Genomic DNA, 11,798 nt, shown 5'->3' with positions numbered 1-11,798 from the left:
TCCACCTCTATCGCATCAACGCCATGGCAGAATGGAGAGCCGCGGCGGGTCTCATTGATTGAGCTGGTTAAGCGGCCAATTTGCTTTCGGTGCGCCCGGTGTCAGTTAATGTGACATCGCCATAAGGCAGTAAAGAGCCACTGTCTGCAGCCGCTCTGCCTAGCCCGCTGTGAGTATGGCCATTGAAGAACACCTGGGTAGCCGTTCTGAGGGACAAGCCATCAGGCATCGTTCGGATCACGTCGACCCAGCATGCCGCCGAGACCGTGCTTTGGCCAAAGCTGTCGAAAGTGATGCGCGAATATCCCGACATCACGATCGAACTCGTGACTGACGAGGACCTAACCGACATCGTGAGCGAACGTTTCGATGCCGGCGTCCGCGTGGGCGAGTTCTTCGAGAAGGACATGATCGCGGTGCGCATCGGCCCGGAAATGCGGCAGGCGATCGTCGGAACGCCGGAATACTTCAAGACGCATCCTCCGCCAAAGCGTCCGGAAGACCTCACCGGGCATCGCTGCATCAACATGCGGCGGGCGACGCGAGGCGGGTATTTCCCCTGGGAGTTCGAGCCGCGCGGCCGCGAGATCAACGTGCGCGTCGAAGGCCAACTTGCGGTCAACAGCCTGGAATCTGCACGGAGAGCGGCATTGGACAAAGTGGGACTGGCTTACCTGCCCGACGACCTAGTCGAAGAACATATCAGGGAAGGGAAGCTGGTACGGGTGCTGGGCGACTGGTGCTAACCCTACCCTGGATACCAACTCTACTACCCAAGCAGCCGGCAGCACGCACCCGCTTTCGCCGTCGTTCTGGAAGCACTTGGCTTTCGCGGCTGATAACGACAAACCCTCATTTCAACGGCTGTAGCGGCAGCGGGGCATTCTCCCATGAAATGCCCGCTTTGGGTCAGGCAGCGACGATCTCACGCCCTTCTGGAAGATCTGCTGTTCCTATTGTAAGCCGACCTTCGGTCTACTTCCGCGTCGTGCCGATAGCTGCCTTCATGGGGTGGCCGCTCGTCCGGCTCGCTGGATTGCCTATGTGGGCCTTGCCATCATCCTCTACGTGTCGATCGCGATGATTTACCGAGGCGCCCTGGAGGTCTGGCCTCTTATCAACACTGTATAGCCCGACGTACGAACTAGAGAGATGGCTCGTCTCGCTTGAGAAGCGAGCTGTCACCTAGCTCTATGATCGCTGGTCTTACTGGTTTTTTAGAGCCCATTCATGGCCGCTGAAAACCAGCCGAAGCGTTGGTTCCCGTTCGGGAATTCGGCCAAATATATTAGACCCTATTGCAGATTTACGAGCTGATTTTGTCATTATCAGCGATGGTATGCCCAGCCTTTGAACTGGCGGACGGGCTCCCCAGCAGCTGCATTATTCGGCTCGGGTACATACCCGGCGGCGAAAAGTTCCGCCTCCTGCAGGCGTGCCGCAATCAAGGTCGACCAAAATCCGTAGCTTCTTTCGCTGGAGCGAAGAGTCTTTTGCTGTTGGATTTGCGCAGAATTACGGTGAAGATTAGCCAGCGAATGGCGAAGTAGAGTGATGATGGTCAAGGAACAAACTCCTTACTGGAATTCTAAAAGTCCTTGAGCGTTTCCTTCGATTGATATGGCTGTTCACTTGGTCGTTCAAAATAGACAAAGCTGCATGCTCGTCATGCAATCCGTACATAGGCACATAGCCCTTTGGCAGTCCCCTTCGCTCTGGTACGTCCGCCAGCTTCGACAGTCGGGTATCGCTACCTTCCGAGGCGCCAAAACGAGTGGGGACCGTAGACCTGAGGCTACGACCCCCATACGCATCCTAACTGACTCTCGACTGCGCCTTATGAAGCCTTGGCCGTGTAGAGGTCAGCGAACTGCTGCCGCAGGACGTTCTTTTGGACCTTGCCCATGGTGTTGCGCGGGAGATCATCGACAAAGACGACTCGCTTGGGCAGCTTGAACTTCGCCAGGCGTCCGTCGAGTGCCGCCAAGACCGTCTGCTCGTCGACCTCTGCCTCCTTCGAGCGCACGACCACTGCGGTCACCCCCTCGCCGAAGTCCTTGTGCGGCACGCCAATTACGGCACTCTCGAATACGCCTGGAATGGCATCGATCTCGTCCTCAATCTCCTTAGGGTAGACGTTGAAGCCGCCGGTGATCACCAGATCCTTGCCGCGGCCGAGGATATGCACATAGCCACGCTCGTCGATCTTGCCGAGGTCGCCTGTGATGAAGAAGCCGTCCGAGCGGAACTCGGACGCTGTCTTCTCCGCCATGCGCCAGTAGCCCTTGAACACGTTCGGCCCCCTCACCTCGATCATGCCGATCTCGTTCGTCGCCAGCTCTTCACCGGTGTCCGGGTTGGTAATACGGGCCGACACGCCGGGCAGCGGCAGGCCGACGGCGCCGGGCACCCGGTCCCCGTCATAGGGATTGGAGGTGTTCATGTTCGTCTCGGTCATTCCATAGCGTTCCAGAATTGCGTGACCGGTGCGCGCGCTCCACTCGCGGTGGGTCTCGGCCAGCAGAGGGGCCGAGCCCGACACAAACAGGCGCATTCCGTCGGTCGCCTCTTTGGTAAGGCCAGGATGCTGCAGCAGCCGCACATAGAAGGTCGGCACGCCCATCAGGGCCGTGGCGCGGGACATCAGCCCTAGGATCTCGTCGGCATCGAACTTCGGCAGGAAGATCATCGACGCGCCGGAGAACAGGGTGACGTTGCTGGCCACGAACAGCCCATGGGTGTGGTAGATTGGCAGGGCATGGAGCAGCACATCGTCCGCCGTGAAGCGCCAGACCTCTTTCAGGGTTAGGGCATTCGATACGAGATTGTTGTGGGTGAGCATGGCCCCCTTGGAACGCCCAGTCGTACCCGAGGTGTAAAGAATCGCCGCAAGGTCATCGCCAGCGCGCTGCACCGTCCCGAACGTATCAGGGGTCTTGGCTGCGGCGTCCGTCAGCGTGCCCTGCCCTTTGGCGTCGAGCGTCTCGACCGCAGCTCCAACCTTCGCGGCCAGTTGCTCGATCCCTTCGCGTTTGGAAGGATCGCAGACGACAACCGACGGCTCGGCGTCACCGATGAAGTACTCAAGTTCCGCCAGCGTGTAGGCGGTGTTGAGCGGCAGATAGACCGCTCCGGCCCGGACGGTGGCAAGATACAAGACGAGAGCCGGTACCGACTTCTCGACCTGGACCGCAACCCGATCGCCGGGCTTGACCCCGCGGACCGTCAACGCGTTGGCCAATCGGCCTGACAGTGCGATCAGGTCGGCGTAGCTAACCGTCTCACCGGCGGGTGAGGTGATGGCTGGCTGGGTGAGATCTGCAATCGAACTTTCGAGCCGGTCGAACAGGTTCGCATTCATGGCATGGGCTCCGAAGCGAGGGTCAATGATGGACCCAGTCAATGGGTTTGGTGCGGTCATGGGGCGGGCACCAGATCGCGGGAGGGCAGATCGGTCCGCAAGGCTTTGCGGACCATGGGCGAGGCAGCGACCACGCCTTTCTCGGCGAAGGCCTCATGGTTCTTCTCGATCTCATCGAGAGCGTAGAGGTAGTTCACCATCAGACCGTGTGCCTGCTTCAGGCCCTTGGAGGACACGTCGCCGATAAAGTTCAGGCGCTCGAGCCGTGCTCCATTGCCGAGATGGAAACGGGCCACGGGATCGACAGGACGACCTTTAGGATCCTTGGCCTTCAGGAAGTAGTAGGCCGCGACTGAGAGAAGGACATCACGAACGTTCTCGACTTTCTCCGGGTCCGTGCTCCAGGCTGGTTCATCAAGGATCGAGAGAACCTCTTTCGCTGCACTGTCGAGACAGCTTGACTCCTTCGTTATGCGCTCGCGATCCAGCCAGCGGGCAAAGCCCGGGACTGGCGAGAGGGTCACGAAGGTCTTCAGGTTCGGCAGTTCGCGCTTGAGGTTCTCCACTACCTGCTTGATCAGGAAGTTGCCGAAGGACACCCCGCCCAACCCCTTTTGCGTGTTCGAGATCGAGTAGAACACGGCGGTCGTTGCCTCGGCCGCGGCAATCGGGGTGCGACTCAAGTCAAGCAGCGGACCGATCGCACCGGGGATCTCCTTGGTGAGCGCCACCTCGACGAAGATCAACGGTTCGTCGACGAGTTGTGGGTGAAAGAAGCCATAGCACCGACGATCATCCGGCTGGAGGCGGTTGCGCAGGTCGTCCCAGTTCTGGATCGCATGCACAGCTTCGTAGCGGATGATCTTCTCCAGAATGTTGGCAGGCGTGGTCCAGTCGATCGGCCGCAGCACCAGAAACCCCCGATTGAACCAGGATGAGAACAGATGTGAGAAGTCCGCGTCGACCGGCTTCAGCTCCGGGTGCTTGGGCAGGTACGCGAGCAGTTCCTCGCGCATCTGCACCAAGGCCGAGGTTCCGCCAGGAGCCAAGTTCAGACGCCGGATCAGTTCTTGCCTTCTTGGTTCCGCCGCAGCATGCAGGCCCTCCAGTGCATCCGTACCCTGATCCTGGCGCACTGCTTCGATGGCAAGTTCAATCCTGCGGCGATCAGGTCCGAAGCGATCCGCCAGCGCCTGGAGAAACACGAGCCGGTCCTCGCCCGGCGCGGCGTTGTAACTCGCTAGGAGGGTTTGCGCGAGCGCTACGCCCGAGGCCTCGCCCCGGCGCGAGAGCAGCAACTCGCCGATCGTCGGGAGAGCGTCTTTTGCGACAATCTCCCGCCCAGTCTTCGGCCCGAGCAGGGAACGCCCTCGCTCAGTCAATGTATCTATCAAGTCGCTCAGGAAGGCTGGCGCCGCCTCCAGTCCAGCCATTGATCGAGAGAGCTTCACATTCATCTCCTACATTTTCACCAGACGATGAGCTTCACAGCACGACAAACAGAGCCCAGACGACGATCGGCGCGACTACTGTCACAAGGGCACCATAAGCCATGAGCTTGCGGAAGAACGCCTCCCGGTCGACACCTTGGGCATTAGCCAGGACGAGAGCGCCATTGGTCGAGAAGGGGCTCACATCGACGATGGTCGACGAGACGGCCATGGCGGCAATGAAGCCAATCGGGCTGACGCCCGTTCCGGCCTGCAGGAACGGAACGGCGAGCGGAATAAGGGATCCAAGCACAGCTGTGGAGGATGCGAAGGCTGACACTAAAGCGCCGATGAAGCACAGAAGCAGGGCGGCAAGCATCGGAGACGCAAGACCCGCCACGCTGTCGCCGACAAAGGAGATGGTGCCCATCTTCTCGAGCACAACCACATAGGTGCTCACACCCGTGATCAACATGATCTCGGGCCATGCAACCTGGCCCATGGCACGTTTCTGCAGAGTCGGCGCGATCAAGGACAGACCCAAGCCAATCGTAATCGCCACGAACCCGATGTCGAGGTTGAAGGCGAGGACAAGAACCGCTAGTAGGATGAGCCCAAGCAGTGTGACGATCTGGTACAGACCACCCTCGGGCGTTTCCGATACCTCAATTGAACTCTCCATGATCGAGCGGTTCGGCTTCTGTCCGGTCTCGAGCCTGATCTCCTCGCTGAGGGCCTCGGCCTCGGAGTCGCCAAAGATTTGCGGGCCTGACTGCGGCATCGCTATCTGAACGGGGGGACATTGACGGCAGCCGGCGCAACTGCCCTCGCCTGGAGGAGCTTGCGGCCGCCGAGCGCGAAGAAGAGCAGGACGGCGACGGCAAGGTTGACGCCAAAACTCGCCAGGAAGGTCGTGATCTCGCTGAGCGGAAGCCCTGCCTTTGCGACAATCCGATTGGTGATGCCACCATAGATACTAATCGGCGAGAAGCCGCCGGCTTGAGCACCATGGATGACCATGAGGCCCATCAGCAACGGCGAGATGCTGTATTTTAGTGCGAAGCCGAGCGCGACCGGGGCAATAATGGCAACCGCACCCGGGCTGACCGCACCGACGGATGTCAGAACGGCGGAGATCCCAAACATTATCCACGGGATTGCGGCAATCCGACCCCGTACAGCCCTGACCGCAAGCCGGACGAGCCAGTCGATGGTGCCGTTGTTCTGCGCAATGGCGAACAGAAAGGTGATCCCAACCAGGGTCAGGAATAGGCCGCCGGGAAAGCCGGCGATGATGGCACTGGTGGTTTGACCGGCCACGAGGGTTCCGACCAGGAACGCACCGACAAATGCCAGCACCCCCATGTTGATCGGCAGGATTGTGGCGACCACGAACATCGCCACGAGCGCGTAGATTGAGATCAGCTGTGGTGACATGGCACCCGCTCCTCTGTTTCCTCCTCTGCGTCCGGTGGACGAGCGGCTGTGGGCCAGCTCGCGGGGATTGCGCAGGCGGATCCCTCATTGCCCTTTGGTCAGAGATTGCGCGTGTTTGCATTATGTGTCAATTGTCTTGTATACAATAAATGACTTGTGAGATTATATGCTGCTGTTTTAGGATGCGTAGCGTAGGAGCAGGATATGTAAGATGAGACGCGCTCAAGCCTTACGGGACGCCCTCGAACAGGACATTGTGACAGGCAGGTTTCGACCTGGAGATCGGCTGGACGAGCAAAGCCTAGCAGCTCGTTTTGAGGTTTCCCGGACCCCAATTAGAGAAGCTCTGATGCAGCTTGCCTCCACCGGATTGGTAGAGTTGCAAGCAAGACGAGGCGCGTTCGTCGCGTCACTCAGCTTCAAGGACGTCGTTGAGCGGTTCGAAGTGATGGCCGCCCTTGAAGGCATGTGCGGGGCCCTGGCGGCGCGCCGGATCACTGAACCAATGCAAAAGGAACTTGAGAAGGCGCACGACGAGTGTGTTCAGGAGGCATCGCAGGAGAATGCGGATGCCTATTACTATGCAAACGAACGCTTCCACCACGTCATCTACGAGGCCTGCCAAAACGCCTTTCTGGCGGAGCAGGCGCACCAACTGCATGCCCGCCTAAAGCCATATCGACGGCTCCAGCTTCGGGCTCGCAGCAGAGTGGCGAACTCACTGGCGGAGCACCAGGGCATTGTTGATGCGATCCGTGCCGGAGACAGCGACCGGGCCGAGCGCCTCCTCCGGGAGCACATCCTGATCCAGGGCGAACGCTTGGCGGACTTCATCGCAAGTTTTGATCGCGCGGCCTAGCCGCGCGATCGACTTTGGGGAATTGCCGCGGAGTTGGAGCGCTGCGGAGTGTCGCGCACAAATATTGCGGAGAATAAGAAAGATGTCTCCTGACCTGCTCTCTCGCCGCACGATCACCTTCGTCAACATCGCGCACGCACTCGATCACTTCGTCCTGCTGATCTACCCGACGGCTGTGATCGCCATCGCGGCAGAGCGGCAGCTGTCTTATGACAGTCTCATTAGCCTCTCGACGGGTGCCTTCGTGGCCTTTGGCCTGTTCTCACTCCCTATGGGTTGGATCGCAGATCGCGTGGGGCGCCGCAACCTGCTGGGGATCTTCTTCGGTGGGTGCGGGATTGCGTGTTTAGGGCTTTCGACCGCGAACTCTTCGGTCATGTTCGGCATCTGGCTCTTTGTACTTGGCCTGTTCTCAGCGATTTATCATCCGATCGGCTCGACGGCTCTGGTCACCCATACAAGTCATCTTGGACGGGATCTCGGCATCAATGGCGTGTGGGGCAATCTCGGCGCAGCCTTCGCCTCCGGGATCACCGCTCTTTTGGCCGCAAGCCTTGGCTGGCGCGCTGCGTTCATTTTTCCCGGACTTACTTGCCTCTTAGCTGGGATCGCCTTCATCATCCTTGTGCCCGGTGACGGAGACCCTCATGGCAAGTCCGGCAGCGCACGTGCCGAAATCCCGGTTACGCGCCCGATGACGCTCTTCCTGTTGTTTGCGGCGGCGATTGTGGCAGGCGGCATGACCTTCAACATCACGACGATCGCGCTTCCCAAGATTATAGATGAGCGTGCCGGTACCACCCTTCCCCTGGTCGTGATCGGTTCCCTGGCCACGCTCGTGTTTGTCTTCGGGGCATTGACGCAGCTCCTGATGGGCCGTCTTGTCGACCGATATACACTACCAAGGATCTTTGTCGGCCTTACGATCCTGCAGCCGCTCGGGCTTGGGCTTGCCGCTCTGACGAGCGGGATCCCCATGCTGGCTGGCTTGGTGCTGGCCATGGCGGCGATTTATGGCCAAGTAGTCGTAAACGATGCAATGGTCGCCCGTTACGTCCCAGCTCAGTATAGAGCCCGTGCATTCAGTGTCCGCTACTTCCTTGGGTTCACGACGAGCGGTCTGGCCGTACCACTCATCGCGCTTCTTCACGGGATGAGCGGGTTCACCCTCGTCCTGAGCATGGCAGCCACTTTTGGAACAGTGATTTTTCTCTGCTCTCTCGGCTTTTTTCTTGCCGTACAATCTCCATCAGAACCATCCAGCCTGCCAGCTCGGTAAGGCTGATCTTGTAATACGGTGGAGATAGTCGCGCGGACCCAGGAGCCTGCGCCATGAGCGACCTTCTGGTCGGTGATGCCTTCTTCGTCCATAAACCTTATGCAATTTGCGGTACAGCGCTGGCGCCCCGACAACAAGGAAAATCGATCGGAAGACATGGCAGCAGATGACGAAAGCGACTTCGATGCCCATAGCGAAGGCCACAATCGTCATTTCCGCAATGCCGCCGGATGCAAAAGCGAGAAGGAGTGCCGGCACAGACGCGTCGACGAACATCGAGCACAGGACCGCTGCAGCAAGTGCCGCCATGAGCATAATCGCCGTCCACGCAAGCCCCTGGACAACCGAGGTGCGGACCTCATGCCATCGGACACCGGCGAAGCGGGAACCTGCGATGCAGCCTATGACCAACTGCATGATCGCGATGAGCCAGGATGGTGGAGGAAGCTGCGTCGGACCAGTGCCATGGACGGTCGCGCTCAGGATCAATGGTACGACCATGACACCACCGACCATCTTGAGAGGACGTCCGATAACGTAGCCAAGGGCGGCGCACCCCAACAGAACCAGCCAGTCGAATGCGGAAAGCACCTCCGATTCAGGCTTCACAGGTTCTGCTCCCAAGATGAACCATCGGTTGCATGCCATTCTGAGCAGAGCTTGAAGTCCCTTCCGCTGATAGCCGTATGAACGATTTACTCGTTCCGGCAGACGTGCCTCACTCTCAAGACATGTCCGGTTGAGGTTCGGGCGAGCACTGGATGTGCTATGAAGTGAACACGAACCGCCGCGATGGCGCGTTAACGGCAAGGGTGTAGGATCATGACGATTGACACGGGTTTGACCAAACTCACAGCCTGTGCGGTTGTCGACCTTCTGCAAAAGGGCGAGGTCTCCCCGCTCGATTGTCTTGACGCTCTAGAAGCCCGCACATCCGCCGTAGACGGTAGGGTCAACGCGCTTCCTATCCTGTGCTTCGAGCGCGCCCGCGAGCAGGCTGGCCGGCTGATGCAACGCCCCCTCGGCGAACGTGGCCGTTTGGCTGGACTGCCGGTGCCAATCAAGGACCTGACCGACGTGGCGGGGGTGCGCACCACCCACGGCTCGCCCATCTTCGCAGACTTCGTGCCCGAGGCCTCGGACATCCTGGTCCAGACGCTCGAAGCTGAAGGTGGGTTGATTTATGCCAAGTCCAATACGCCGGAGTTCGGCGCCGGCGGCAACACATTCAACGAGGTCTTCGGCACCACATTGAATCCGTGGAACACAGCCCTCTCCGCCGCGGGATCATCGGGTGGGGCCGCAGTTGCACTCGCCACGGGAACAGCGTGGGTGGCGCAGGGATCCGACTTAGGCGGCAGCCTGCGCAATCCGGCCAGCTTCTGCGGTGTGGTCGGCCTGCGGCCGAGCCCCGGCCGCGTCGCCAGCACACCTAGCGCGAAAATTGATCGGTTCCTCAGCGTGAACGGCCCAATGGGCCGCACCGTGGAGGACACCGCTCTGCTTCTCGACGCCATGACCGGGGAGAACCCTGGCGATCCCATTTCATTGCCCAGGACAGAAAGCTTTTTGGCTGCGGCACGCTCGGGGTGGCGACCAGCGCGAGTGGCTTACTCTGCCGATCTGGGTATCACGCCCGTCGATCCGGAGGTCGCCGCCATTTGCCAGGCCGCGGCGCAACGGTTCACGGAGTTGGGTTCCATCGTCGAAGAGGCGCATCCCGACTTGTCGGAAGTCCATGACACCTTTCAGGTTCTGCGCGGGATGACGTTTGCCGTCAGCCATGCCAGCCTCTTGCAGAACCATCGGGACAAGATGAAGCCGGAGGTGATCTGGAACATCGAGCAGGGCCTGAACTATTCGATGGCCGACGTTGTCCGGGCGGAGAACCAGCGCGCTACCCTGTTTCGTAGGATGAACGCCTTCTTCGACACTTATGATCTGCTTCTCTGCCCCGCCACGATTGTAGCCGCCTATCCAGCGGGGGAACGCTATGTCGGCGAATGTGCTGGCCACAGCTTCTCGAACTATGTCGAATGGTTGGCTATCGCTTACGCCATCACCCTGACGGCCGCACCAGCCCTCAGCCTTCCTTGTGGCTTCACCCGCGATGGACGCCCTGTTGGGTTGCAGATCGTTGGCCGCGCCCGTGCGGAGGGAAGGGTCCTGGCCGGCGCGCGTGCCCTGGAGGACATCCTTGGGATGCGAGGCACCACGCCAATCGATCCGCGGTCGCCGCGTGCGATGGACCTACCGAGCTAGCCTACCGGCCTCAGATGGCATGTAAGCTTACTCGCGGTCCTATAGTGGACGAGCATGACGTGCAGCATCTCCGGTGCACGAAGACCTGCGAAGCTGCGCCTTATCATGAGCAAGCTGCTGTTCCGATCCCTGGAAAGGCAATTAGGACCACAGGAAGGTCCGCTCCGGTCAAAGTGTAACATAGAGTGGATCAAATGAAGGTCCGCTCGCTACGCCTTTACAGAAGTTCGACTTACTTCTGGAACGTGCCCTGTGTGGACCGCTCCCCGTTGGCAAGGGATTTGTTGAACGCTTCTGCAAGGCTGGTCGGTGCGGCCATGTGTTCGACCTGTTGGAGCGGTACGCATGACCGCTGGCCATCATGCCCTCCGCGAAGGGGTCCCGACCAAAAGCTCGCATTCCAAGATGCTCTGGCACATGTGGGGTGTCCCGCCTCCCGGTTCGACAGGATCCTGCATTCGTGTCCGTAAGCCCTTTCCAACCTCGTGATCGCCGGAGCCTTCCGACGATGATTATGCCGCTTGTACAACAGGCTCCCGATAGTGCTCGCCCTTGGCCATGATCGCCCACACCATCCGGGCCATCTTGTTGGCCAGGGCCACCGCCGCCACCTTGGTGGCCCGCCGCGCCAACAGTTGCCCTGCTTAGGTGCGTCTGCAGGGACGGACCGGTCAGCATCTGCCGGGAGACGAAGTCTGGCTTGTGGGCGAGCATCGCACCTCAGGCGAGCGCAAGTACTACCTGTCCAACCCGCCTTCCGACACATCGCTGAAGCAGCTGGCGTCTCTCATCAAGGCGCGGTGGGTCTGCGAGCAGGCGCACCAGCAGCTCAAGGAAGAACTTGGGCTCGATCACTTCGAGGGCCGCTCGTGGCGCGGCTTGCATCGGCATGCGCTGCTGACCCTGATCCTGCAGCATCTGCGTTTGCGAGCTGCCAAAGGGGAAAAAAGAAGCGCCAGCGGGCCACCACCACAACCCAGCTTACCGGCCATCCGGCGCATGCTGCTTGATCATTTGGCGCACGCCATACACCTGCGATGTCCAATGTGTCAGGCTCGCTTTACCCTTGGCTCACTGATGAAGGTGCCAAAGTAGTGCTTCTGTAATGGGCCGTTGGGTGTCAATCCCCTGAGTGACTGTCCTGTCGCCGAAGTCTTGCTTCTGTTCGGG

The 11,798-nt window shown here is 59.9% G+C and carries 8 protein-coding genes and 4 pseudogenes; 6 read left to right on the top strand and 6 right to left on the bottom strand.

Features of this window, described 5'->3' with window-relative positions:
• The first annotated feature begins 182 nt into the window (after positions 1-182).
• Entirely contained in the window at positions 183-746 is a 564-nt protein-coding gene (locus JKL45_RS28375; RefSeq protein ID WP_246499073.1) for a LysR substrate-binding domain-containing protein, read from the top strand.
• Between the two features lie 283 nt (positions 747-1,029).
• Positions 1,030-1,131 (top strand): annotated as a pseudogene (locus JKL45_RS30325) (TerC family protein); the annotation flags it as partial.
• A 197-nt stretch (positions 1,132-1,328) separates the two neighbouring features.
• Here the strand turns inward: JKL45_RS30325 and JKL45_RS28370 are convergent.
• From JKL45_RS28370 to JKL45_RS30735, 4 genes and pseudogenes are all read right to left on the bottom strand, one after another.
• A complete protein-coding gene (locus JKL45_RS28370; protein WP_201865132.1) occupies positions 1,329-1,565 on the bottom strand; it encodes a hypothetical protein in 237 nt (78 codons plus the stop codon).
• A gap of 272 nt (positions 1,566-1,837) precedes the next feature.
• Entirely contained in the window at positions 1,838-3,361 is a 1,524-nt protein-coding gene (locus JKL45_RS28365; protein WP_201865131.1) for a malonate--CoA ligase, read from the bottom strand.
• Between the two features lie 56 nt (positions 3,362-3,417).
• Positions 3,418-4,794, bottom strand: coding sequence for a malonyl-CoA decarboxylase (locus JKL45_RS28360; protein ID WP_201865133.1), 1,377 nt, complete (start codon positions 4,792-4,794; stop codon positions 3,418-3,420).
• Positions 4,795-4,846: 52 nt separating this feature from the next.
• Positions 4,847-6,228 (bottom strand): annotated as a pseudogene (locus JKL45_RS30735) (SLC13 family permease).
• 211 nt (positions 6,229-6,439) lie between these two features.
• On the opposite strand from JKL45_RS30735, the gene JKL45_RS28350 reads away from it, so the two are divergent.
• Together JKL45_RS28350 and JKL45_RS28345 are read left to right on the top strand one after the other, a co-directional pair.
• Entirely contained in the window at positions 6,440-7,087 is a 648-nt protein-coding gene (locus tag JKL45_RS28350) for a GntR family transcriptional regulator (protein ID WP_201865130.1), read from the top strand.
• Positions 7,088-7,169: 82 nt separating this feature from the next.
• Positions 7,170-8,366, top strand: coding sequence for an MFS transporter (locus JKL45_RS28345; RefSeq protein ID WP_201865129.1), 1,197 nt, complete (start codon positions 7,170-7,172; stop codon positions 8,364-8,366).
• Here the strand turns inward: JKL45_RS28345 and JKL45_RS30990 are convergent.
• Positions 8,337-9,014 carry an AbrB family protein gene (locus tag JKL45_RS30990; protein WP_376771090.1) on the bottom strand — a complete coding sequence of 226 codons (678 nt, stop codon included), beginning with the start codon at positions 9,012-9,014 and terminating at the stop codon, positions 8,337-8,339. The two genes, JKL45_RS28345 and JKL45_RS30990, sit on opposite strands and share 30 nt — an antisense overlap.
• A 174-nt stretch (positions 9,015-9,188) precedes the next feature.
• Here JKL45_RS30990 and JKL45_RS28335 point away from each other — a divergent pair, with 174 nt between their 5' ends.
• Positions 9,189-10,628 (top strand): amidase, encoded by a 1,440-nt coding sequence (locus JKL45_RS28335; RefSeq protein WP_201865127.1) that lies wholly within the window; start codon positions 9,189-9,191, stop codon positions 10,626-10,628.
• A gap of 512 nt (positions 10,629-11,140) precedes the next feature.
• On the opposite strand, the pseudogene JKL45_RS30310 reads toward JKL45_RS28335, so the two are convergent.
• Positions 11,141-11,266, bottom strand: a pseudogene (locus tag JKL45_RS30310) (IS110 family transposase); the annotation flags it as partial.
• Between the two features lie 13 nt (positions 11,267-11,279).
• Here JKL45_RS30310 and JKL45_RS28330 point away from each other — a divergent pair.
• Positions 11,280-11,638: pseudogene (locus JKL45_RS28330) on the top strand (transposase); the annotation flags it as partial.
• Between the last annotated feature and the right edge of the window lie 160 nt (positions 11,639-11,798).

It is taken from the genome of Microvirga soli (assembly GCF_016734765.1).
Lineage (GTDB): Bacteria > Pseudomonadota > Alphaproteobacteria > Rhizobiales > Beijerinckiaceae > Microvirga > Microvirga soli.
Note: the sequence above shows the minus strand (reverse complement) of the source record. Positions and strands in the feature narration are given on the sequence as shown.

Coding starts and splice junctions, on each gene's coding strand:
- JKL45_RS28365 (WP_201865131.1), bottom strand. CDS start 3,361: ATGAATGCGAACCTGTTCGACCGGCTCGAAAGTTCGATTGCAGATCTC.
- JKL45_RS28360 (WP_201865133.1), bottom strand. CDS start 4,794: ATGGCTGGACTGGAGGCGGCGCCAGCCTTCCTGAGCGACTTGATAGAT.
- JKL45_RS28350 (WP_201865130.1), top strand. CDS start 6,440: ATGAGACGCGCTCAAGCCTTACGGGACGCCCTCGAACAGGACATTGTG.
- JKL45_RS28345 (WP_201865129.1), top strand. CDS start 7,170: ATGTCTCCTGACCTGCTCTCTCGCCGCACGATCACCTTCGTCAACATC.
- JKL45_RS30990 (WP_376771090.1), bottom strand. CDS start 9,014: ATGGCATGCAACCGATGGTTCATCTTGGGAGCAGAACCTGTGAAGCCT.
- JKL45_RS28335 (WP_201865127.1), top strand. CDS start 9,189: ATGACGATTGACACGGGTTTGACCAAACTCACAGCCTGTGCGGTTGTC.